This window comes from Pseudomonas sp. GM50, from assembly GCF_000282375.1.
Classification (GTDB): domain Bacteria; phylum Pseudomonadota; class Gammaproteobacteria; order Pseudomonadales; family Pseudomonadaceae; genus Aquipseudomonas.
Genome location: NZ_AKJK01000111.1, coordinates 1 through 24,289 on the forward strand (window position 1 = coordinate 1; position 24,289 = coordinate 24,289).

A 24,289-nucleotide genomic window follows, 5' to 3' on the forward strand; every position below is an offset into this window, starting at 1 on the left:
CCCGCCACCACGCCCAGCGCATAGGTCAGTGTGCCGGCGCGGCGCCAAACGCCGAGCTGAAGTTGGCGGCATAGTTCTGGGTGGCGTCGGTGCCCAGTAGCGTCTCGTCCACTGTCAGCACCGGCTCGGTGCCGGTGGTGTTGATGCTCGGTCCGTCGTCCTTGAACACCAGGTTTTGCCCGATGTTGAGGGTCGCCTGGGCGCTGTCGCCATCGCCATCGGTCTTGGTCGCTATCAGCGTCACCAGATTGTCCGCTGTCAGGCTCTTCGAATCATCGGGATTGGTCGTAACGGGGTGCACCACGGCGCGAATCTGATCGAGCGTGACGTCGCCATTGGCGGCCACGCTGACCGTGAACACCAGCAGGTTGGTGGTGGCTGTGCGGCCTTCAACCACGGTGCCGTTGAGCGACAGGTTCACCGCCTCGTTGGTGGCTGTGTCAGTCAGCCCGGAGGCGCCCGCCACCACGCCCAGCGCATAGGTCAATGTGCCGGCGCCATCGGCGCCAAACGCCGAGCTGAAGTTGGCGGCAAAACTCTGGGTGGCGTTGGTGGCCAGGGTTGTCTCGTCCACCGTCAGCGTCGGCTCGGTACCGGTGGTGTTGATGCTTGGCCCGTCGTCCTTGAACACCAGGTTCTGCCCGATGTTGAGGGTCGCCTGGGCGCTGTCGCCATCGCCATCGGTTTTGGTCGCCGTCAGCGTCACCAGATTGTCCGCCGTCAGGCTCTTCGAATCATCGGGATTGGTCGTGACGGGATGCACCACCGCGCGGATCTGGTCGAGCGTGACGTCGCCATTGGCGGCCACGGTGACCGTGAACACCAGCAGGTTGGTGGTGGCCGTGCGGCCTTCAACCACGGTGCCGTTGAGCGACAGGTTCACTGCTTCGCCGGTGGCCGTGTCGGTCAGCCCGGAGGCACCTGCCACCACGCCCAGCGCATAGGTCAACGTGCCGGCGCCATCGACGCCAAACGCCGAGCTGAAGTTGGCGGCAAAGCTCTGGGTGGCGTTGGTGGCCAGGGTTGTCTCGTCTACCGTCAGCGTCGGTTCGGTGCCGGTCGTGCTGATGCTCGGCCCGTCGTCCTCGAAGATCATTTTGGAGCCGATTTCGGTTTTCGAAATGGAGGCCTGGACCAGCGTGAAACCACCGATATCAAAATCGGCATGGGCAGTGCCCTTGGCATCGAGGGCCGCGCCGTTCTCGATCAGCACGCGGTTGTGATCCGACGTTGTGGTGTATTCAATCTGGTAGCCGGCTTTAATGCCGGTGATGGTTGCAACTCCACCAGTCAGGGTGATGGTAATGGCCGGATCATTCACCGATCCGTTTGAGTTCTCGATCACCTGCCCGGTGCTGATGTTGAAGACCCGAACATTGGTGATGGCAATCGACGTATCAACCGCATAGCCGTCGATGAAAGCCGCGCCAGATTCAACAGCGGTGCTGAATGCGCTGATTTTTACCACAGCAGTCTTGCCGCTTTGCAACTGCACGACGTCGAAATTGGCCATCCTTGCATTGAAGACGCCGGTAAAGTCTATGTTGGATTCAACATCTGCTTCGTTCTGATCCAGGTTAGGAATGGTCATATCCTGCCTGGCACCGGTGACGAACGAATAACGGATGCCTTCCTGTTCCGTAATCATCTGGCTGTTGGTGCCGAAGGTGGTAGGGCCACCCGCCTGGCTGGTATTGATCGTGTCGCCAGTCGTTATACTGACGCCAGTTGACTGATTCGCCGGATCCTTGCCGGTGGCGATGATGACGGGATCCGTGATCCGCACGACACCATCGACAGTTACAGTTGCCGGGTTCGCTTTGGTGAACATCAGGAACAGGTTCTGACCGGAGGGCGCATTGGCCAGGCTGAATTCCAGGTCTTGACTGGCGCCGACGAAAACCTTATTCAGCAGATTGAGCGAATCATCGGGATTCGTCATACCTGGATGCTTGAGCGGTTGGTACTCCACGGTCCAGATCTTGCCGCCCGAAACCGGCGATCCGGTTTCTTCGATGTAGGCCGCGAACACGATCGCGCCGGTCGCGCCACCGGCTCGACCCAGAACGATGTTGTCGTTGAGCGCATCCGTATAGAGAAAAATACGGGTGCCATTGAGGGTATCCAGACCGCTGTCCACGTTATTGAGCGGTGCGCCAGCGCTGTCGACGAAGCTGATATTGGTAATGCTGGCTCCGGGGTCAGCGGTGACGGTGAACGCATTGCTGCCGGTGTTGCCCACGGCACCGGTGTAGCCACTCAACGCTGCACCCGTTGCGGTACCGGCCGAAAGTGCGGTCAAACGGGCTGAGAAGGTCGAGGGCAGGGATGCCACCAGAATGTCGTTGTCGTCAGCATCTCCCGCAGGGGTTGAAGTGGCGTTGGCATTCTGCAATCCGGCCGTTTCGTCCAGCGAAACGTTCGCGCCGCTCGCCACGACGCTCATAGCGTTCGTCAGCAATGAATTTTGCTCAATAGTCATTACGTTTACCTGGGCAATTGCGGTCATCGAGGCCTGACCGTTGACCTTTGGTCGCAACTATGGATAAGCCCCGGGGATTGCGCATCGACCGAAACTCCCAGGCGGGGTGGGAGTTTCGGACTACTTGGGAGGGGAGACGGGATGGCGCGAAGGAGGGAGTGTCATATTCCGTTTGTAAATTGTTCAGGCCTGAGATGAATCCCAACCCATGCAGGCGCCAGGCGTGCCGACGAAGGCGTCCTTGAGAACGCCTTCGCCGGTAAGCCAGGCGCCTGCGAAAAGCGGTTTACTCACGCCCAATTTCGATGGGCGGCTCGATCAGTTGCAGTTCGAGCGCACCCGAGGCAGGCACGAAGCGCGGGCCAGTGCTTTCAGGTGTTGCCCGCAGCCTCCAGGTGCGCTGCACTTTCGCCAGTTTGGCGACTCCTGATGCCACGGACCAGCGCCGGCAGACCTTCTCCAGCTTGAGCGGGTAAATGGTGAGTTTGTCGCCTTTGAAGTGCATGCGCAGGAAGCATTTGTGGTCGGCGATGCATTGCGAGGAAAAAACCACCTCGCTATGCAGTCCCCAAAAGGTGTTGCCCATTACCATCCAGGCACCGAACAGCAGGCCTCCCAAAACGCCGCCGAACAGCAGCGTCCCCGACAGAAACAACAAGACTTGTTGTAGGTCGTCTACCTTCAATTGAAAGTAGTAGATGTTGACACGGCCCATGAGCCACAGCAGGCCGATCGCCAGCCCCAGGTGAAGTAACCCGTGAGCGGCCCCGACGGCATAGGCGAGCTTTCGGGTGCGCTTGACCCCGGCGGCTGAGAACACTGCGCAACCCAGCACAATGATCACGGCGAGCATGACCGACGAAGGACTGTAAGCCATGACCAGAAATAGCTGTCGCCACGCTTCGAGGAGGTTGGGAATAGACACTTCGAGGTCAGACAATTTCTCCATCAGGCTGCGGTTGTCTCGCGCCGGGTGGGGGACTTTACTGGCACTTTGTACCATCCAGTCGAACAGCAGGTACAAGATGGCCAACATGCCGCAGAACGAGAGGTTGCGGGTGGGTAGCCGCCAGGCTCGGTTACGCAGTTGCTCGGAGGTTTTTTTGTCCGGGTAGACCGCGGCCAGGTCATAGTGCTGCCGGGTCCCGCCGACGTTGATCGGCTTGGGTGGATCTGGCAACTGATGCGTGCCATTCAAGAAGGCGCCACCGCCTCCGCAGGTGATGCGCTGCGGCGCCTGGGTGCCCGCTTTTGGCTGGTAGCGCGCGTAGTGGTGCGAGTCTCCGGCCAAGACGACCGCCAAGTGGTCACCCAAGAGCTCCTCGATCTCGCGCAGGCTGCGGAAACGCGGCGTCTGGGTTTCGATCGAGGGCAAGGCCTTGCTCTCTTCGCGTGCCAGTCGTTCGGCCTCGTCCACCCAGCTCGGCTCGGGCGCACAGAGGATCACGCGGTCGCCTGGCTGCAGTTTGGCGCGCATCTCTTTGAAGTATCGTTTCTGCTCTCGATCGATCATGGACTCCAATTGCAGGTCCAGGCCCCAGACCCACCAGCCATTGGGCAGTTGCAGCACGTAGTAACTGGTGCGCTGGCGGGTTTCCCAGCCGCCAATGGGCTTTTGCTCGCAAAACAGTTGGGAGAAGCCGCGCAGGCCGTCATACCAATCGTGGTTGCCGGGCGTCGCCACTATCCACGGCGCCCCGGGCTGCGACACGGGCTGATCCTGATCATTAGGGCGCACCTTGGGTACCGGCGCGGGAAAGGCGGCGCGGAAGGGATCCAGGAAGCGGGTGCGGTAGCCGGATCGGGCCGGTGTGGGATAGACCTGATCGCCGCCGAGCAGCAGCACGTCGCCGCGCGGCAGGGTGAACGGGTACTGCGGTAACTTGACCTCCTGGCTGACACACAGGGCCATGGAATAGGTGGAGTCCCAGCCATCGCCGGTATCGGCCAGATAGTCGATCCACAGGTCACCGTCGGCAGGTACCGGGATGGGCGGGTTATCGCTCCGGGGGTTGAGCATGGCCGACACATCGCGTGGGTCAGCGAAGGCACCCATCGTGGTGGCCGCAGCCGATTGCAAGCCCGTGCGCATTAGCTGAAACGGACCTAGCCAGTTGACCATCGACTCCTGGGTGTAAAGCTCGATGCGGCTATTGGTCGTGGAAGATTTAGTGGCGTGGGTCATGACCAGAGGCGCAGAGTGAGGTGTGTGCCCATCTCCAGCGCGAAATTCAATCGAATGCTCCTTCATCATTCAGCCTCCGTTGCTGTAACGAGTTCGGGTACCTCAGAATTGATTGCTTGTGGTTGACTCAGAATAGGTCAGTTATGCGATAGCCGCCGGTTCACAGGCTTAAGGAGAGGCTGTTGTGAACAGTTCCCGAAAAAGTTGTCTCTACCGGCCCGGTGAGAAAGACCGCTCCCACACCATCCCATTGAACCGTTACGGTTCCGCCATCACATTCAACCTCGACGCAATGGTCTAACAAGCCACGACGAATGCCGTTAACAGCGGCGCCACAAGAGCAGGAACCTGAACCGAGCGGAATACCACCGCCGCGCTCCCAAATGCGCAACCGAATGTGTTTTCGGTTAATGATCTGGACGAAATGCACGTTCGTCCTGAGGGGAAATAGCGCGTTGGTTTCAATGGTTGGTCCGAGGGTCGCTATATCAATGGCTGTTAGATCATCGACAAAATAGGTGCAATGCGGATTTCCCATACTGCACGCTGCCGGGCCACCCGCCAGCGGCAAAACGGCAGAGTCCAGTTCCCGGGCCAGGGGAATATCCGACCAGCCGAAAAGCGGCTCCCCCATGTTGACGGAAATCGCACCGGTTGAAGTTCGTTCGCAAGTGAGTAGACCACGGTTGGTTCGCAGCGCTATCGAAGTAACATTTGCTTCGCGCATCAGCATATCCGCGGCCCCCCGCGTTGCGCTGCCACAAGCATCCAGCGTGGAGCCATCGGCATTCCAGAACATCAAGCGCGCAACTGCATCATCGCAATCGAGCACCACCGCGAGTTGATTGAATCCGATTCCTCGGTGCCGATCACCCATTCGCCGAGCCATGGTATTTGTGATTGGATTGGCCGAATTTCGCGAGTCGACAATAACGAAGTCATCGCCATTGGCGTGCATTTTATGAAAACTCAGCGGCATAAATAGATCCAGGCGAAGAGACATGGGGGGGAGTTGATATTTAAAGGCAATTTACCCCATTCGCATAGAAGTGGACCCGCCAGAAATAGCGGGTCCGAAAGGGGGATCAGAGTTTCGGCAACTGCCCGATGCGCCCGAGCATTTCGGTCACGATCTGCAGGTCCAGCAGGAACTGGTCGACGGTCTTGAACTCGTTGTCGTTGTGCCCGGTGTACTTGAGTTCGGGCCTGGCCAGGCCGAACTGCACGCCATTGGGCAGCTCATGGACCGAAGTGGCGCCGGCGGAGGTGCCGAACTTGTGTTCCATGCCCAGGTTTTCGCTGGACACAGCCAGCAGGGCCTTGACCCATTCACCCTCAGGGTTGCGGTGCATCGGCTCGGCGATCGAGTAGTCAAAGGAAGCCGCGATGTCGGTCTTCTTGCTCCAGGCGCCAAGTTTTTCGGCAATTTCGGTCTTGAGCACTTCCGGGGATTTGCCCTTCGGCACGCGCAGGTTGACTGCGAGCTTGAAGGCTTTTTCATCCATGCCGACATAGGTCAGGGAGGTGGTCAGCGGTCCCATGAAGGCATCGGAAAAGCCGACCCCCAATTTGCCACCCAGGTAGTCCAGCCCCCAGTTATCGGCGGCGTAGCGGGCGGCATCGGTAATGTGGTTGTGCTTGAGCGCGACCTTCCCGTCGAGGCTATTGATGAAGTCCAGCATCCTTGCCACCGGGTTGACGCCTGATTCGGGCTCGGAGGAGTGGGCGGAAACACCGGTGACCACAAGCTGGACGTCCTTGCCGATGACCTTGGCGCTCACCTCGAAGTTGCCGCCATTGCGCTTGGCATAATCGCTACCGGCTTTCTGCAGGCTGGCGGCCAATTCGGCGGGCTTGTCAGTCACCAGGGTGGCGACTGACGTCGATGGGATCTGGTTGGTTGCCAGGCCGCCGGTCATTGAGATGATCTCGGCGCCTTTGCCTTCTGCCTCACGCCGGGCGAAGCTCGCCATGACGGTGCCGTAGCCTTTCTCGGCAATCACCACTGGATAGCCGCCATCCAGCGCCAGGTTGTAGTTGGGTGTCGGGTTGTGTTCGAAGTAATAGGGGATGGCGTCGCCGGTGGTTTCTTCGGTGGTGTCTACCAGCAGCTTGAAATTCCTCGCCAGTGGCAGCTTCTCCTCCTTGATGATCTTCATGGCATAGAGCGCCACCACGATGCCGTTCTTGTCATCCTCAGTGCCCCGGCCATACATGCGATCGCCGACCAGGGTGACCTTGAACGGATCGAGTCGGGTGCCGTCTTTCAGGACCCAGTTCTCCGGTGTCACGGGCACCACATCGGCATGCGCGTGAATGCCCACGACTTCATCGCCGTTGCCTGCGAGGGAAATTTCATAGACGCGGTTGTCGATGTTGCGAAAGTTCAGGTTGAAGGCCTGGGCAAGACCCTTGAGCTTGTCGGCGATCTTGATGAATTCGGGATTATCGTGCTGGGCAACGCCGTCCACGCGGAAGGTCGGGATTGCCACCAGTTCACGCAGGGTCTCGGTGGCAGCACTGCCGTATTTCACCCGTGCATAGAGGCCAAGCAGGCGATGGATCTCGTTCTGCTGTTCAGGGGAAAGGGGCTTGTTGCCCTGGAAGGCACTGATTGCCGGGCCGAGGTCGTTGGTTTTGGCAAGGTCGCTCTTGGCCAGGCGTCCCAGGAACTGCCTGAAATCCGTTACCGATGCGTCACTGAAAGTCTTGAGGATGGTCGCGCTCTGTTGCGGGGTGATGTTGGCGTGCGCTGACGTGGTGAACGACGAAAGGCTGGCCAGCATCAGGGTTGTCGTGGCCAGGTGCTTGAGTGAAAAATCCATTGCAGGGGCATTCCTTTGCAGGCGGTTGGTGAGAAGTATCTGATCGATCAGACAGGAACTTGTCCAAACTAACACCATGAGGAAGTGGTACGGGAGTCCCTGAAGCGGGATCTGTCGCACAGAAATGCAAAAACGACGCAGAAACGAAAAAATCCGGGAAGTGAGCAAAGCGCTTTTTGTACGAGCCAGGCTTGCCCCTGTGGTGAGGGGGCTTGCCCCCGTTCGGCTGCGAAGCAGTCGCAAAGCTTTTAGGGCCGCTTCGCGACCCAACGGGGGCAAGCCCCCTCACCACAGGGGCAAGCCTGGCTCCTACGAAAAGCATTGCGGGAAGGTTGTCTGGGTTTTCATGTGTTCAGACGGTTCTACCAACGCAACTCGAAAGCATTTTTCGCACCCGGCTGGATGCTGCTGCCCAAGCGTGCGCACTCGCGAGAAAGGGTGTCGTGCAGCCATTGACGGTCATCCCCTTCGGCGTGACAGATACGAAAGCGACAGAGGCGGGTGGGTATCAGGTCCAGCGACCGCAGGTGCCCGCCCGGGGCCAGCGAGGCAAAGTACAGAAGGCTCAGGTCGCCGCGAAAGGCTCTGTGGCCCTCGATGCCTTCGTAGTCGTTCAGCAGATCACCGCAGCCATACAGAATCAGGTGTTCGCGGTACACCTCGATGCCCTTGATGTGGTGCGAGGAATGCCCGTGCACCACGTCAACTCCGGCCTCGTCGATCAAGGCATGGGCGAACCGGACCTGCTCGCGCGGGATATCGAACCCCCAGTTGCCGCCCCAGTGAATGGAAGCGACCACCAGATCCCCCGGTTTTTTGCTCTCGAGAATTCGTTTGGCCACAGGGCGCAGGCTTTGCATAGTCAGATCTTCCAGCCGCGCGACACCTGCGCGACTATCCGTGGCGGCCCAGTCCGGCGGTATGCCACTGTCGGGGGCGCCGAGGCCAAACACCAGCAAGCGCCGCCCGCCAGGCTGTGGCAGCACGGCGGGTGCTTCAGCCGATTGCCGGTTGTGCCCGGCGCCGGCGCTGCACATACCATTGCTCGATAAGGTGTCCAGCGTATCGGCCAGGCCGGCGGATCCCCAGTCCAGCACATGGTTGTTGGCCAGCACGCAGCAGTCGATGCCGGCTGCGCTGATGGCCGGGAAGTTCTCCGGGGTCATGCGGTAATTGATGCCCTTTTGCTCCGGTCGTCCACGGCGGGACACCGCCGTTTCCAGATTGATGATGCGTGCGTGTGGCTGGCGAAGTTCAAACTCATCCAATGCAGCGCCCCAGACATAGGTGAAATCGAAGGGGAGGGGAATCGGGCCATTGAGTCTTTCTGCCAGTCGGACGTAAACGCCGGCATTCTTGACCCAGTCTTCGTAAAGCCGCGGATCGCCAGGATGCGGCAGTATTGAGTCGATGCCACGGGCGGTCATGACGTCGCCGGCGAGAAACAGCTTCAGTGAATCAGTAACAGCTGCCATGGCACCCTCCAGGATCAAGAGTAAGCGTCTGTTTTAAAACAAATATATTTTTGTTTTGGCCTTCCCAGGCGAAGCGAAAGTTGATAAATTTCCGCCCGTTCTTGCAGAGGCCTTCACAGGGGGCTTGTAGCGCAAGGACGCAGCATCTCGATGTTGCCCGTCTGAAAACTCAGTGCCGGGCACTCGCCGCAACAGATACAGGGGCGTCGCCAAGCGGTAAGGCAGCAGGTTTTGATCCTGCCATGCGTTGGTTCGAATCCAGCCGCCCCTGCCATTTTCCTTATGCTCATCCAAGTATGGCTCCGCCGCCAGGTATTGCGGGAGTCCCGGAGAGTTGTCTTTACAGAAAACACCAGCGCCGATCCGGCGTTTTTTTATGCCTGCAAATCCCTCTTGGCGACGCCTTTGACATTCAGCTGTCTTGCGAGCGCAGCGCCGTAGCGCCGCGCTCGCAAGTCACTCAGTGGGGCGCGCGAGGGATGGTCTTGAGCAGGTCTTCAGGGCTGATGTGGCCGACGACTTGCTGCACCACGCTGCCCGGTTGCGGCAGGTCAAGGATGTGTCCCTTCATCTTGCCGATCACGTGCATCTCGCAGGGCTTGCAGTCGAACTTCAGCGTCAACACCTCGTCACCGTGCACCAACTGCATCGGCGCGACTTTGGTGCGCACGCCGGTGACGCCCTTGGCCTGTTTGGGGCAGAGGTTGAAGGAGAAACGCAGGCAGTGCTTGGTGATCATCACCGGCACCTCGCCGGTCTCCTCGTGAGCCTCATAGGCCGCGTCGATCAGCTTGACGCCGTGACGGTGATAGAAGTCGCGGGCTTTCTGGTTGTAGACGTTGGCCAGGAACGACAGGTGCGATTCCGGGTACACCGGTGGCGGATCGGTCTCGGCCTTGCGACCACCTCGTGGGTGGGCTTTGATGCGGGCAGCGGTCAGCGCTTCGATGACTTCGCGGCGCAAGGCCTTGAGCTGCGAGTTGGGGATGAAATACGCCTGCGGTGCATCCAGCTCAATCGCTGTGGCGTGGTACTGCGTGGTGCCCAGTTGGCCGAGCAGGTCGTGCAGCTGTTCCAGGGCCTGTTCCGGCTTGTTGGCCAGGCCGAATGGGCCGTCCAGGGCGACGCTGGCGCTGACACCTTCCTCGCTGGTGGCCGTCAGCTCCAGGCGATCCTCACGCAGGCGAGCGACCCAGGCAAGACCCACCCGACGCTCGGCGGAGGTCTTGAGCAGGGCCTGCTGCCAGTTGTGGTCGAGGTTGCGGCTCAGTGGGTGATTCGGTCGCAACTGGTGCAACCCCTTGGGCATCTCATTGGGCTCCACACGATAGCGGTAGCGCTTTTCCCCGTCCTCTTCGAACTCGCCCTTCGGCTCGGCGATGTTGGTACGCCAGCCCACCACCTCGCGCTTGACCAGCACATTGAGGCCGTCGCCGTTGGACAGCGGTTCGTGGGTGACCACCAGCAGATCGCGCTTGCCGACTTTCTCCACCACGCCCACCGGCAGGCCGGTGAAGGTCGGTGTGTCGAAGGCGCCGATGTCGATCTTGCGGTCGCTGACGAAGTAGTCGGTGCTGCCACGGTGGAAGGTCTTTTCCGGATCGGGCAGGAAAAAGTGCGCGGTGCGGCCGCTGGACGCGCGGGCCAGGTCAGTGCGGTCTTCGAGGACGTCGTCCAGGCGCTGGCGATAGTAGGCGGTGATGTTCTTCACATAGCCCATGTCCTTGTAGCGACCCTCGATCTTGAACGAGCGCACGCCGGCTTCCACCAGTGCGCGGATGTTGGCGCTCTGGTTGTTGTCCTTCATCGACAGCAAGTGTTTTTCGTAAGCGATCACACCGCCTTTTTCGTCCTTGAGGGTGTACGGCAGGCGGCAAGCCTGGGAGCAGTCGCCACGGTTGGCACTTCGGCCGGTCTGCGCGTGGGAGATGTTGCACTGGCCGGAGAACGCCACGCACAGCGCGCCATGGATGAAGAACTCGATCGCCGCATCGGTTTCGTCGGCGATGGCGCGGATCTCTTTGAGGTTCAGCTCGCGGGCCAGTACCAATTGGGAGAAGCCCGCCTGGTCGAGGAACTGCGCCCGCGCCAGTGTGCGGATGTCGGTCTGGGTGCTGGCATGCAGCTCGATCGGCGGAATGTCCAGCTCCATGACGCCCAGGTCCTGGACGATCAGCGCATCGACGCCGGCGTCGTACAACTGGTGGATCAGCTTGCGAGCCGGCTCCAGTTCGTTGTCGTGCAGGATGGTGTTGATGGTGGTGAAGACCCGAGCGTGATAGCGACGGGCAAATTCCACCAATTGGGCGATATCGCTCACTTCGTTACAGGCGTTGTGGCGGGCGCCGAAGCTCGGGCCGCCGATGTACACCGCGTCGGCGCCATGCAGGATGGCCTCGCGGGCAATGGCCACGTCGCGGGCGGGGCTGAGCAGTTCCAGGTGATGTTTGGGTAGGGACATTTTTTTAGTCTGGCTTGTCACGGTCAAGGTGCGCATTGTAGCGGCGAAACGTATGACCGGCACCCGTATGCTGCCCGATGGCGACTGCTTGCTGAGCGGGGTCGCCGGATAGAGTCGCGGACTCGGCCCTTGGTCGCCGCCGTCCGACTTCAGCCTTCGTCCTGTTCGGCCTGCCGGGCGAACCATTGCATGATCGGCAAGCAAGCCGGATGCGAAGCGGCCGAGGGTTGCGGGCACAACGAATAGACCCCCCGGGTCTTCAAGGGTTGGCCGAACGGGATGACGAGCACGCCACGATCGATGGATTCCTCTGCCAGGGTCATATCGGTCACGGCAACCCCCAAACCTCGCGGTTTCTCACTGACTCAAAACGTTCTTGAGTGAGGAGATCGGAATGCGTGAGGGCTTCCTCGGACTTCGTTTTCAAGCCGCCGGCATTTGCTGGCGGTGATAGAGGAACTCGAGGACCGTCGTGCGATAGCGGTGGTACTCGGGGTCGTTGGCCAGTACCAGGCGATTGCGCGGTTTTGCCAGGCCAACGCTAAGGATCTCACCGACGGTGGCCGCCGGCCCGTTGGTCATCATCACAATGCGGTCGGAGAGCAACACGGCCTCATCGACATCATGGGTGACCATCACCACGGTGCTCTGAGTGGCGGCAACGATACGCAGCAGCTCGTCCTGAAGGTGCGCGCGGGTGAGGGCGTCGAGCGCGCCGAAGGGTTCGTCCATCAGCAGTATTTTCGGCTCCATGGCCAGTGCGCGGGCGATGCCGACACGCTGCTTCATGCCCCCGGAAATCTCGCTGGGGTGCTTGTGCATGGCATGCTCAAGACCGACCATTGCCAGCGCCGCCTCGGTACGCGCCTTCAGTGCGGCCTTGTTTTCGCGTTTGCCGAATACCTTTTCCACGGCCAGGTGCACGTTACCGAAGCAAGTCAGCCAGGGCAGCAGGCTGTGGTTTTGAAACACCACTGCGCGCTCGGGGCCGGGACCGTCGATCTCGCGACCGTTGCAGATCAAGCCGCCGCCATTGGCTTCAAGCAGACCGGCGATCAGGTTCAGCACCGTGGATTTGCCACAGCCTGAATGGCCGATCAACGAGACGAACTCGCCACGAGCGATGCTCAGGTTGACGTTGCTGAGGGCCTGGAAGCGGCCTTTTTTGGTATCGAAGTGCTTGCTGACCTGGGTCAGCTCGACGAATTTTGCCATCTCGGTTCTCCTGCATCGGGTAAGCGTCAGGTGCGGGCAACCCAAACACCCGCGCGGGTGTCGGTTCAGTTGGTGTAGTCAAAGCGTTTGGCGATCCACAACAGGCCCTGCTCGAGCAGCAGGCCGACCAGACCGACGATGATGATGGCGATGAGAATGTGTTCGACATTGAGGTTGTTCCATTCGTCCCACACCCAGAAGCCCAGGCCGACACCGCCGGTGAGCATTTCTGCGGCGACGATCACCAGCCACGCCACGCCGATGGACAGGCGAATACCGGTCATAAGATGCGGCAGCACCGAAGGAAACAGGATGTGGGTGAACACCTTCCATTCGCTGAGCTTGAGCACCCGCGCGACGTTCAGATAGTCCTGCGGCACGCTGGCGACCCCCGCGGCGGTGTTGAGAATGATCGGCCAGATCGAGCTGATGAAAATCACCCAGATCGATGCCGGGCCGGCAGCCTTGAACACCAGCAGGCCGATCGGCAACCACGCCAGCGGCGAGACCGGACGTAGCAGGCTGATGATCGGCGCGAACATGCCGCCGAGGAAGGCGAAACGGCCGATGGCGAAGCCCAGCGGGATACCGAGCAGGGTGGCGAGGCCGAAGCCGATGCCGACCCGGCCAAGAGAGGCCAGCACGTTCCAGCCGATGCCCATGTCGTTCGGACCGTTGTCGTAGAAGGGGGCGCTGAACAGCTCCAGGGCTGAATACCAAGTAGCGAGCGGACCGGGCAGGCCCTCACTGCGTGCGGCTATAAACGCCCAGACGGCGAGAAACAGGGCGATACCCAATACTGGGGCAATGCCATCCCTGGCGCGTTGACGCAACCCGCTCAGGAGGGGAGAGCGACGCTCTGGCTGGGTACTCGCCGTAGTGGTGGGCGGCGCTGGCAACTTGAGGGGTGCGTTCATGGCGGGTTACTCCGGTCAGGCTTTGATGGTGAAGGAGCTGGCATAGGCGGCCGGATTGGAGCCGTCCCAGACCTTGCCGTCGATCAGGGTGCTACTGCGCAGCGGACTGCCCGGTACAGTCAGGCCAAGCTGACTGGCGGCTTCGCCGTAGAGTTTTGTCTGGTTGATGGACTTGGCCACACCGGCGTAGTCCACATCCTCCTTGAGCAGGCCCCAGCGACGGAACTGGGTGAGGAACCACATACCGTCCGACAGGTACGGATAGTTGACGCTGCCATCCTTGCAGAAGGACATCGCATGCTCGTCCGTCCATTGCTTACCCAACCCGTCGTCGTAGTGGCCGAGGAAGCGTTGTTCGATCACTTCGACGGGCGCATTCACGTAGGCCTTGCAGGCGATCAGTTGGGCGGTGCTTTTCTTGTTCTCTACGCTGGCCTCGATGAACCGGCTGGCGTCGAGCACCGCCATGGTCAGCGCCCGGGCGGTGTTGGGGTATTGCTCGACGAAGGCACGGGTGGTGCCAAGGATTTTCTCCGGGTGATCGGGCCAGAGTTTTTGGCTGGTAACGGCGGTGAAGCCGATGTTGTCGGCAATCGCCCGGGCTCCCCAAGGCTCGCCGACACAGAAGCCGTCCATGTTGCCCACGCGCATGTTGGCGACCATCTGTGGCGGTGGCACCACGATGGTCTTCACATCGGTCAGCGGGTTGATGCCGAGGCTGGCGAGCCAGTAATTGAGCCACATGGCATGGGTGCCGGTGGGGAACGTCTGGGCGAAGGTCAGTGGCGTGCCGCCTTGCTTGACCTTGGCGGCCAGTTGCTCGCCATTGGTCACGCCCGCTTGTTGCAGCTGTTTGGAGAGGGTGATCGCCTGGCCGTTCTGGTTCAGTCCCATGAGCATGGCCATATCTTTCTGCGGCCCGCCGATGCCCAGTTGCACACCATAGATCAGGCCGTAGAGCACATGGGCAGCATCCAGTTCGCCGTTGAGCAGTTTGTCGCGCACGCCGGCCCAGGACGCCTCTTTACTTGGCGTGATGGTGAGGCCGTATTTTTCGCCGAAACCCTGGGTTGCCGCTACCACGACCGATGCGCAGTCGGTGAGGGGAATGAAACCGACTTTCAGCGCAGCTTTCTCCGGCGCGTCGCTGCCGGCGGCCCAGACCGCGCTGCGCAGAAAGCCCGGCGTGACAACATCGAGGGCGGCGATCCCGGCGACAGTGCCTGCCGCCACCAGGGATTGCTTCAGGAAGGTGCGCCGGCCGGGGTGCGCCGGATGTTGCGAGTCACGCTCATCAGTCATAACCACATCCTTTTTTTAGGGGCAAACAAAAACGGCGTGCGCCAGGCACCCTCGATAGAGGGACCTGACGGACGCCGTTGTCCGGAAAGCGCAGCACGCCGCCATTGGCGTGCTGCATGAGTCTGTAAGACAGCAGTAGCAAAGGGCTTGCCAGGTTTATGTCCGATCTTTTTCTTTGCACTAAAAGCCAATTGAAACAAAGGCTTGAAGTGGTTTTTGATGTCATCGAAAAGGATGTCGAAGGGGGGCGTGGAGCCAGGAGGCGCGAAGCACTGATCGTTTGTTGGGCGGCTTGGGTGCGAGGTGAACTAAAACGGCTCTCCTCTGCACCGTTGCGTAGTCGAATGGAGGTAAGCCTCAGCCCAGATCCCGGCGGATGGCGTCGAGGCGTTCGTCGAGCAATGGGGTGAGCAGGGCGTAGCACTGCGCCGGGGAGATGGACACTGTCGTTGTACCGATCAGGCAGCGGTGCAGTCGTTCGAGAGCGTTGTGCAGCGAGCGGGGGGCATGCCTGAGCAAGCGCTCGTGCAGGTACTGCAATTGAACAAGCATTTGCAGTGGGCAATTCTGATGGGCGGCGGCGCGCACGGACAGGCCGCGCAGCCGCCCCAGGTCTTCCAGCTCCCAACAGCGCTCGGCGATGCTTGGGGGCTGCAGATTAAGCGCGCAGCGCCGCAGTTCGAGGTTCTGGATGGCGCCGAGCAGGTCTTGCAGCAACCGGCAATGGCCCTCGAAATCCGCTGGCTCGCGGCGTAATGCGTTCCAGGCCTGGCACTGTGCGCTATGCGGCCATTCTTTCCAGCGTTGGTCGAGCGAATGCCCCAGTGCCTGGCAACGCTGTTGTGCCTCGCGGGTGGTCTGTCCGCCGAGACCGCGATGCTGCTGCAGACCTTGCAACAGATCGAGCCCCAGCAAAAGCATCTGTCTGAGTCCCGCGTCGTTTTGTGGCAGACGGGTTCGTCGGGATTGCCCGCCATCGAGTGCGGCGGCGAATGGTAGGTTCATGGGCGGTTTCCGACGGTGAGCTGGTTGAGATAATGGGTCAGGTCGTGCAGCGCATGGGTTTGCGTGCTCTGCTCTTGCACCGCGGCATTGACCTGTTGCAACTGTTCGCTGAGGGCATGATTGGCTTGCTGGTGCTCGCTGAGCGCCTGTTGCATGGCGCCGAGGTGTTGCAGATTGATCTGACTATGTTGAGCCAGGTCGTCGAGGTTGGCGGCGAGTTGCTCGCTCTGTTGGCTACCGGCTGCCAGCAGGTCGCGGTGTTCCTTGACCTCGCCATCCACCTGGCGCACGGCCATGGCAATCGCCGTCGCGGCTGTGGTGATTTCGTGGGTAGCCCGGTCGGTGGCTTGGGCCAGGCTGCGGACCTCATCGGCGACCACTGCGAAACCGCGACCGTGCTCGCCGGCACGGGCCGCTTCGATGGAGGCATTGAGTGCCAACAACTGGGTCTGTTTGGCCAGTGCCTGAATGCTATTGACGGTGCTTTCTACTGCGGTAGTGCGCTGCAGCAATGCTTCCACGGCGTGTGCGGTATTGCCCAGGCTGTGCTGAATGGCGCGCATGCTGTCACCCACTGAACGCACCTCCAGACAACCGGATTCGCTCATGGTGTGGGCGTTGGCGAAGGCTGCCAGCGCGCCCTGGGCCAAGGCATCAATGCTGTGCAGGGTCTGATCGATTTGCTCGCTGGCGGCGGCGATCATGGCGATTCGTTGGCTCTGTTCCTCACCTTGGTCGCGGGCCTGTTGAGACATTTGCTCCAGCGCACGACTGGCGAACTGTACTTCGCTGCGCAAGCGCTCGTTGTTGCGCAGTTGCATGCTGGCGGCCACCAGTAGCGTCGCTGGGTCGGCATCCCGGGAGCTGCGCAGCAGGTGTGCAAGTTCAGTGTCCCAGAATATCTGTAGATGGCGTTGATGACGCTCACGAAGATGCCACGCGCACCCCAGATAGAGGACGCCCGGTATCAGGGCCAGTGCGCTTGCTGGCTGTTCGGCCAGGGCGAGACCGCAGGCGCCGAGGGCCAGCCCGAGTGGTAACCAGAGGCCGATCCTGCTGCGTTCGAGCAGGGCCATGCCAGGGGCGAACAATGACCGCAGTGCAATGCCGGCAGGGCGTGACTTGCCGACACCGATGTGCGCAGTCGCGATGGCATGACCCGGGGGGAGCATTCCTTGAGCAGGCATGAGGATTTCCTTTTATGCCGGGGTGAGCAAAAACGGCGCACGCTCACCTGTCGCAATGCGCAGGGGAGCGGACGCCGTTGTCCGTAATGTTTGCGAAGCCATCGTCGTTGATGGCTCAAGCCTGATCAGACCTAAGCAAGTTGTTTGCCAGCCGTGCCATCGACCACTTGTCAGCCTGTCGCTCATGCAGTGGGAGGGGTTCCATTCGATGGCGATAGGGCTGCGAAGGTAGAAAACGCGATCAACGCACCAGTCGCGGGAATTGCCGAGCCGCAGTGCTCTGTTCTGGTTCGCGCAGGGCGTTACAGCATGTTGGTCAGAACGGCTGATCCGGCATCCCTGACAGGTCAGATTTCGTCGTCTCCCTCAGACAAAACTGTGGCTCATGTATTGAGCTCTCCGCAGAGAAGAGATGGACAGGGTATTCAGCCATGATTAATCGCAAGTGCTCGATGGCATCCAGGTATTTAAGATCGGCCTGTCTTCTTTTCTTCTGATATCGCGTGAACTTTTCTATGTCCATGTGGGGCTGATCGAGAAGATCAAGAGCGGCGTGGCTCAAGCGATAGGCTTCGTTGAACAGTTGTTTGTTACGTTCAAGCGCCAGGTTCAGACAGGCCATCGCTTGATCGGAAGTCATCGTACCGTTCATTGTTGCGACCTCTTTTACGGGTGTGTTCCTGGGTTTCGGGTAATGCCTGGCTCCGGTGAAAGCGGTTGAGGCCTTTCAAGAAAACCGGTCGAGTTGTGACTATCTACCGCGACGCCACACCTTGAGGTAGTCCACGCTGAAAATGGAGGGCAGATCGGCGTCGTCGACAACGCCGAACCAATTCCACATGGCCTCGCTGTCAAAGAGGACATGCATGGGGAAGAACCAGTGGGTGTTCTTTGCCTCGCGCACCAGTACGCCGTCGACGTACCAGCGCAATGTGTCGGCCTGCCAGTCAAAACCATAGACATGGAAGGCACTGGCTAGCCGCCATGGGCTGACCCAGCTGCTGCCATCGCTCAGATGTTCGGTACTGTGCGGCGTGGCCCAAACGTGGGCGTTCATGTTGTACCTACGGTCGAAGGAGGCGTTTTTGGTTTTTCCGCCGATTTCGAAAATGTCGATTTCCGTGGCATTGTCGGCAAGCCCCGTAAACGCGAGCCAGAAGGCGCTGGAGCCGGCCGAGTCCATAGGTTTGGCGCGGGCTTCGTAGTAGCCGTAAAAACTGCGCTCAATCGTTCGGACCATTGCAGAGCTGTAACCTTCAAAGCCGAGTCGTACGTACTTTTGCGGCACGGTTTGCTTGCGGAAAACGATGTTCAGATGGCCATCGCTCAGGTAAGCGTTGTCCGGCATGAACAGCGCCGGTTTGCGCCCGAGTGAGTCGGTGCCCGTGGCGTTGTTGACGTGCCAGCGACTGGGGTTGAGGGTCGCGCCATCGAAGTCGTCGGAGAATCGTGTGTCCAGCATCCATTGGCCGGCATTGCCCTGATCGGACAGCGGCAGTCCGGTGTCGGTCCGTTCCGGTACCTTTCCCAGCGGGCCGAGGCGGGTCCAGGAATTGGCAGCCTTGGGGAGGGCGACGGACCACTTGTTCGCCAGGTACTGAAAGACGCGCTGCCGTTCCTCCAGGGATGCGAGGTGCCGGTCGTACATCAGTATTTCGGCGATGTCGCCGCGCACATGTTCGACGCTGCCGACTACGTTGCGCCCCACCGCGTACGGGCCGATGGGCACGTCGTTGAGTTCCAGGACGAAGAGGGTCGGATCGTAGGCGGTGCGCTGTTGCACGCTGATCGCGAAGTTCGGTGGCACGTTGTCGTTATCGGCGATTATCGGGCGTGAACTGAACAGTCGCTGCCAGGTCTCGCCGCCGCTTTGCTCGTTTAGTCTGCGTGACACGATCAATAGGGTAACAGGGCCTTTTGCCGTACGAATGGCCTTGCCAAGGAAGGCTGAAGTACCACTCAAGCGCACCACCGGATGGCCATTCATGGCGTTCTCCACACGCTGGGGGAGTGCGGCGTCTGCGCCATTGTCGACGGTAACGTCATTAGCTTCGCCGGACTTGTCGTGCCATCGCAGGAGGTGGTTCTGGGCATCGAGGGTCATTGTCGACGCGTCGGCGGCGTCGAGCCACAGCACCAGGCCGTTGGCCAGCGGCGGGGGAGTGCCCCCCGACGCGTTGCAAACGACCGATAGCAGGGTCGCCAAAAGAATGAACCTGCTCATACCCATTGTTTCAACGCAATCGACGCCGCCAATTCGGGTTGGGAGCGGTACCCATGCGGATTACACAATTGCCATCGCCAGGTGTCGATGATCATTTGCATCAGGTCGCGCTGTGCGTACCAGCCTAGATCACGCCCTGCCTTGGTGGGGTCGGCCCAGCATTCGGCGATATCGCCATCGCGGCGCGGTGCGAACCGGAAGGGGATGGTAATACCGGTAATGTTCTCGAAGCTGTGGATGATCTGCAGCACGCTATGGCCAATGCCTGTTCCCAGGTTCCAGACGTGGATGCCGTTTGTGTTCTGCAACGCCCGCAACGCTTTGAGATGGCCATCGGCAAGGTCAACCACATGGACGTAATCGCGCACGCAAGTTCCATCCACAGTGGGATAGTCGCTGCCATACACGGTGAGTTCGGGCATTTGCCTCATCGCGACCCGTGTCAGGCAAGGCAGCAGGTTATTGGGCCGGCCATTGGGGTTTTCGCCGATCAGCCCGCTCTCGTGTGCGCCGATCGGGTTGAAGTAGCGCAACACCGCAATGCTCCATTGCGGATCGGACAGGCACAGGTCGGTGAGCAACTCTTCGATCAGCAGCTTGGTGCGGCCATAGGGATTGATCGGTTTGCCTGCACCCAGGTCTTCGATGAGCGGTATCTGCCGGGGGGCGCCGTACACGGTGGCCGACGAGCTGAACACCAGTTTGAAGACCTCAAACCGGGCCATTGCATGGCAGAGGTTGAGCGTGCCGACAACATTGTTGGCGTAATAATCCAGCGGCTTTCGAACGCTTTCCTCCACGGACTTGAGACCGGCAAAGTGCACCACGGCGTCGATGTCGTAGCGGCTGAAGATATCGTCGAGCAGGTGGCTATCGCGAATATCGCCTTCAATGAAATCGACTCGCTTGCGAGTCAGATACTCCAGGCGTGTGAGCGATTCGCGGCAGCTGTTACACAGGTTATCGAGGACCAACACCTGTCGACCGGCGTCAATCAGGGCCAGGGTGGTATGGGAGCCGATGTATCCGGCCCCGCCGGTAATCAACGTGGTTTTGTGCATGATGAGGCGTTCCTGTCACAAGGAAATTGCACGAGTCAGGAGAATGTGGTCCGGGAAGGGAAAAGGTTGTCGGGTGCGTCCTCTCAGCGAGTGGTGAAAACCGATTTGAATTCTTGCGGCCAGCGCGGATGCATCACGCTATACGCCACGGCATAACTCAGCGCGCCAACCACGATGCTGCAGATCAGGTGCAAGTAGCCCTGAACATCCAGGCGGGAAGAAACCATCAGGACGATCGCTGCCATGACGAACGAAGCAATCACGCTGCGATAGTTGGTTTCGAAAAATCGCCGCCAGCCATAGCCGATTGCACTGTTCAACCCGCGGATTTGCAGTGGCGTGATGATCGCCATCCGGACCAGCAGGGCGAGGGCGGCGGCCATGCCGCCATAGAGGCTGCCGAAGCCATAGACCAGCGCCAGTGCCAATAGGGTGGTTGCCACTTCGGCCTTGATGGTCAGGTGGCTGCAATTGACCGCGACCAGTGCGGTGGTGGCGTACATGGCTGTATTACCGATGGCTGCCGTGCACGCAAGCACTTGCAGCAGGAGAATGGCCTCGGTCCATTTGGCGCCGAAGATCAACAGGATCAGGTCGTGCGCCGTGAGTGCGATGCCGATGAACAGGGGCGTCAGCAGGAAGCAGCTGACGGCGGTCGAATCGCTGATGATCGCGCGTAACCGCGATGGATCGGCGCTGCGTCGGGAAAACACCGGCAGCGCATAGCTGATCAGGCCGTGATAGATCGCCGTGCGCGGCAGATCGATGATGCGCATCGCCATGTTGAACATGCCAACCGCGTTGGTGCCGGCCGTCATGCCCAGGATGACGGTGACCCCGCGCTGTAGCGTTTGCGAACTCAGCGCGTTTACGGCAACCGGTGCGCCGGCCCTCAACAGTTCGCGCAAGAGCGGGCCGTCAATGTAAAAGGCAATGCGGCGCGGGTCTGCGCGCATCAATACGATAATGGACACGAACTCCATGATCAGTGCCTGAGCAATGACCGCCCAGGCGCCCAATCCCCAGAGCGCGACAGCAATGCCGCCCACACCACCACACACCTTGCCCAGTAGCGTGCGCGACGCCAGCATCCTGAAGTTGCCGCTACGGCGCATTTGCGCCACATAGACCCGCGCCATCATGGTGAACAGGATTTTTACCGAGGCCACCGCCGTCATCCATTGCAGCATCGGGTGAGGCGTGTACAGAATCGCTGCGCCCGAGATGACGACGATGGACGCCAGGCTGACGAGTACCGACGCCCAGAAGGCTGTGGCGATGTGTTTGTCTTCCAGCCGCTCGAGTCGTACCAGCGGGTCTTCCAGAACCGAGGAATAAATCATGCCGATCAACTCGACGATGGCAATGATGACCGTGCCCACACCCAACTCTGTGGGCGACAGCAGCCTGGCATACGCGACAAAGGTAATCATCGACAGGAAAATCAGGCCGAATTTCTCGGTGAAAATCCAGATCAATTTAACCAGACGGTGATTGGCCATGGTGGATACCAGCTCAATGAGCGGTGGTTGACGCAACTGCCTTGCGCAATGATTGGACGCATGCATAGAGCAAGCGCAATGTCGGTTTACCGTTCCTGAAGATCAGTGTTTGCCAGGAGTACTCCAGCATTCGCCGGTACACATCGATCACCTGGGCATGCTCGCCTCTGCGGGAAAACAGTTCGAGAAAGTCGGAGTGGGCGCCCAGCGCGAAATCGATCCGTTGCTGCTTGCTCAGCTGCGGGCCAAAGTGGGCGAGGAACGCTTCGATGAACCTGATCTTGTACGGGTAGTACCTTGTCGGTTGCGCGGTCATGTTGCCGCTGTTGACCATGCGCTGCAGCAGCACTTCTGGCACGGTGTGAACCTCCCAGTGTTCGGCGATCCGGGTCCACATGAAGCGGTCTTCGGAGTAACGCAGGCTGGCATTGAAGCCGCCGAGTTGCATGATCACATCACGTCTGACCATCGCGGAGGACACGCCATTGAGGACGTTGGCGCGGATGAAATCGTCGAAATGCCTACCGTTTTTTTGCCGGTTTTCCAGTATTCGCGTACCGTCGCTGTAGTCGTTGTGCACGTAGCAATCTATCAGCGCCACCGGCCGTCCCTGACGACTCAGTTCGTCAAACAGTGCCAGTTGTTGCTCCAGCTTTTGCGGATACCATCTGTCATCGGCATCGAGAAATGCCACATAAGTCTCTTCAGTGTGCTGCAGTCCGTGGTTGCGGGCGCTGGCCTGGCCTTCGTTGGCTTGATGCAACAGCGTCAGGCGAAACGGCGCCGCGAAGTCCTTGACGCGTTGTGGTCCATCATCGGTGGAACCATCGTCGATGACGATGACGTGATCGGGCAGTCGGGTTTGCCCGGCCACGGACGCCAGTGTTTGCTCGATGCTGTCGGCGCCGTTGTACATCGGGATCACGACGCATACTGAATGGGGTGAAGGGGGGGCTTGGTCTGGCACGGTTATGTCTCCTTTTGTTACGCATTGGCTGAGTCGCGTGGTAATGCCTTGCCAGGCGGACGCTGACCCAGGGTTGGCCGTGACAACTCGGGGTATGTCGCGTGGTGGTGCCGGAATGAGAGGGCGAGGATGCAGAACACCAGAAACTCTGCGCAGCGGTAGTTGGGAACGACATACGCCACATAGTTGGTGAGCATGAACGATCCGATGATGACCATGGCGCTGGCGTGAAACCGCGCCGACTGATCCGACACCACGGCTCTGTAGTGTTTGATCAACGCCTCGATCAGCATCAGGATCAGCGCCGTCAGCTGGATGACACCGCCGTTGAGCAAGGTCTCCATGTAGCCGCTGTGGGCATTGCCGATGTAACCCCAGCGGTTGATGAATGTCTCGGCGTCCGGGCTGGACCAGAAAGCGCCGAAGCCGTAACCCTTGAGGAATTCGGCGTCGATCAGCGGTGTGAGCAAGTCCCAGATCAGCGTTCGGTCGGTGAGTGACGCGTCACGCCCCATAAGCTCCAGCAGCAGGGTGTAGTTGCCGTATAGAAACAGGCAGATCAGCAAATAGATGATTGTCGTACCGAGGAATGCTGTCAGTGAGCGGTTGATGTGCAAGCGGATCAGCGTGAGGAAGTACCAATAGCTCACGGTGCCGGCAACAATCAGTGCGATTGCCGTGGCAGATTGGGCCAGCGCAATCGCGATCAGCGAGAACAACGAGTAGATGATCGCCCAGGGATTGCGCTGACGGATCATCGGCAGCAGTAACAGAATGGCGATCGCGTTGATCCGGGCTCCGGCATTTTTTTCCGGAAAAATCCCCTTGAATGCACCCTCGCGAATACCGCCGTCAATGAAGGCGATGTCCGGTCTTGCCAGCGCGAATATCAAGCCGAACAACGCTGCCGCGCCGATGGTGCAGCCGAGCATGTAGGCGATTTTCTCGAGGCTGTAGTTGTAGGCGATGAAACCTGCAAAGAACACCACGCTGATCAGCGCTACAAAACGTTTGAAACTCAACATCGGGTCGTAGGACCAACTGATCGATACGGCCAGGCTGAGCATGAATATCAGCAGAAAGGCGTTGTGCCTGTAAAAGCTTTTGCTGATGAAGACCTTGTTGCGGATAAAGAAGAACAGCGGAACCAGCAGGGTGATCAGGCCGCAGATCTGGTTGACCACGTTGCCTTCGAGGTCTTTTTCGGCTGCGCCCAGATTCGACGTATCAGCCAGCCCGAAAAAAAATCCGATGACCTGGATGTAAAACAGCACGCCGAACAATGTGAAGGCGTCGCGCAGGGTGGTGTACCTGACTTCCAGTTTGTTCATGACGATTGGCTCCCTAGGGGGGGCGTTCTCAATGTAGGAGCGAGGCTTGCCCGCGAAGGCGGCCTGATAGTCGACGGGGCGCTTTGATCGGGTACATATCCGTTTCTGCGGTAGTGCCGGCTGGCGGTTATCGCCCGCTCTTGTAGGAGC

Annotated in this window: 16 protein-coding genes, 1 tRNA gene and 2 pseudogenes; 1 reads left to right on the forward strand and 18 read right to left on the reverse strand. The window is 59.9% G+C overall.

The window, feature by feature from the left end; translation table 11 throughout:
* The 5 genes and pseudogenes from PMI30_RS04330 to PMI30_RS04310 all read right to left on the reverse strand — a co-directional run.
* Positions 1-2,509: pseudogene (locus PMI30_RS04330) on the reverse strand (DUF5801 repeats-in-toxin domain-containing protein); the annotation flags it as partial.
* Positions 2,510-2,768: 259 nt separating this feature from the next.
* Complete coding sequence (locus PMI30_RS04325) at positions 2,769-4,733, reverse strand: metallophosphoesterase (RefSeq protein WP_008013810.1); 1,965 nt, start codon at positions 4,731-4,733, stop codon at positions 2,769-2,771.
* 94 nt (positions 4,734-4,827) lie between these two features.
* On the reverse strand, positions 4,828-5,646 hold the full coding sequence (gene dapF, locus PMI30_RS04320) for a diaminopimelate epimerase (RefSeq protein ID WP_008013812.1): 819 nt from the start codon (positions 5,644-5,646) through the stop codon (positions 4,828-4,830).
* Between the two features lie 106 nt (positions 5,647-5,752).
* Entirely contained in the window at positions 5,753-7,492 is a 1,740-nt protein-coding gene (locus PMI30_RS04315) for a dipeptidase (RefSeq protein WP_008013814.1), read from the reverse strand.
* A 362-nt stretch (positions 7,493-7,854) separates the two neighbouring features.
* A complete protein-coding gene (locus tag PMI30_RS04310) occupies positions 7,855-8,967 on the reverse strand; it encodes a CapA family protein (RefSeq protein ID WP_008013816.1) in 1,113 nt (370 codons plus the stop codon).
* Positions 8,968-9,166: 199 nt separating this feature from the next.
* Between PMI30_RS04310 and PMI30_RS04305 the strand changes: the two genes are divergently transcribed.
* Positions 9,167-9,241: transfer RNA gene (locus PMI30_RS04305), tRNA-Gln, on the forward strand.
* A 186-nt stretch (positions 9,242-9,427) separates the two neighbouring features.
* Here PMI30_RS04305 and PMI30_RS04300 read toward each other — a convergent pair.
* The 13 genes and pseudogenes from PMI30_RS04300 to PMI30_RS04250 form a co-directional block, all read right to left on the reverse strand.
* Positions 9,428-11,428 carry a peptidase U32 family protein gene (locus tag PMI30_RS04300; RefSeq protein ID WP_032836189.1) on the reverse strand — a complete coding sequence of 667 codons (2,001 nt, stop codon included), beginning with the start codon at positions 11,426-11,428 and terminating at the stop codon, positions 9,428-9,430.
* A gap of 149 nt (positions 11,429-11,577) precedes the next feature.
* Positions 11,578-11,778: pseudogene (locus PMI30_RS30935) on the reverse strand (LysR family transcriptional regulator); the annotation flags it as partial.
* A 73-nt stretch (positions 11,779-11,851) separates the two neighbouring features.
* On the reverse strand, positions 11,852-12,643 hold the full coding sequence (locus tag PMI30_RS04295; RefSeq protein ID WP_007907329.1) for an ABC transporter ATP-binding protein: 792 nt from the start codon (positions 12,641-12,643) through the stop codon (positions 11,852-11,854).
* A gap of 65 nt (positions 12,644-12,708) precedes the next feature.
* Complete coding sequence (ntrB, locus tag PMI30_RS04290; RefSeq protein WP_008013820.1) at positions 12,709-13,560, reverse strand: nitrate ABC transporter permease; 852 nt, start codon at positions 13,558-13,560, stop codon at positions 12,709-12,711.
* Between the two features lie 15 nt (positions 13,561-13,575).
* The gene (locus PMI30_RS04285) at positions 13,576-14,862 is read right to left on the reverse strand and encodes a CmpA/NrtA family ABC transporter substrate-binding protein (protein WP_008013822.1); all 1,287 of its coding nucleotides are present in this window, start codon (positions 14,860-14,862) and stop codon (positions 13,576-13,578) included.
* A gap of 357 nt (positions 14,863-15,219) precedes the next feature.
* Positions 15,220-15,867 carry a hypothetical protein gene (locus PMI30_RS04280; protein WP_008013825.1) on the reverse strand — a complete coding sequence of 216 codons (648 nt, stop codon included), beginning with the start codon at positions 15,865-15,867 and terminating at the stop codon, positions 15,220-15,222.
* Positions 15,864-17,054 (reverse strand): methyl-accepting chemotaxis protein, encoded by a 1,191-nt coding sequence (locus tag PMI30_RS04275; RefSeq protein ID WP_008013826.1) that lies wholly within the window; start codon positions 17,052-17,054, stop codon positions 15,864-15,866. The genes PMI30_RS04280 and PMI30_RS04275 overlap by 4 nt, the downstream gene beginning before the upstream one ends.
* 316 nt (positions 17,055-17,370) lie before the next feature.
* Entirely contained in the window at positions 17,371-17,706 is a 336-nt protein-coding gene (locus PMI30_RS0129980; RefSeq protein ID WP_008013828.1) for a hypothetical protein, read from the reverse strand.
* A 99-nt stretch (positions 17,707-17,805) separates the two neighbouring features.
* Entirely contained in the window at positions 17,806-19,278 is a 1,473-nt protein-coding gene (locus PMI30_RS04270) for a family 16 glycosylhydrolase (RefSeq protein WP_008013831.1), read from the reverse strand.
* Positions 19,275-20,339, reverse strand: a complete 1,065-nt coding sequence (galE, locus tag PMI30_RS04265) for a UDP-glucose 4-epimerase GalE (protein WP_008013833.1) — start codon at positions 20,337-20,339, stop codon at positions 19,275-19,277. The genes PMI30_RS04270 and galE overlap by 4 nt, the downstream gene beginning before the upstream one ends.
* A gap of 83 nt (positions 20,340-20,422) precedes the next feature.
* Positions 20,423-21,841 (reverse strand): oligosaccharide flippase family protein, encoded by a 1,419-nt coding sequence (locus tag PMI30_RS04260; protein ID WP_008013835.1) that lies wholly within the window; start codon positions 21,839-21,841, stop codon positions 20,423-20,425.
* A gap of 13 nt (positions 21,842-21,854) precedes the next feature.
* Positions 21,855-22,808: a glycosyltransferase family 2 protein gene (locus tag PMI30_RS04255; protein WP_008013837.1), complete on the reverse strand. Its 954-nt coding sequence runs from the start codon at positions 22,806-22,808 to the stop codon at positions 21,855-21,857.
* Between the two features lie 17 nt (positions 22,809-22,825).
* Positions 22,826-24,139, reverse strand: a complete 1,314-nt coding sequence (locus PMI30_RS04250) for an O-antigen ligase family protein (protein ID WP_008013839.1) — start codon at positions 24,137-24,139, stop codon at positions 22,826-22,828.
* Positions 24,140-24,289: the final 150 nt, after the last annotated feature.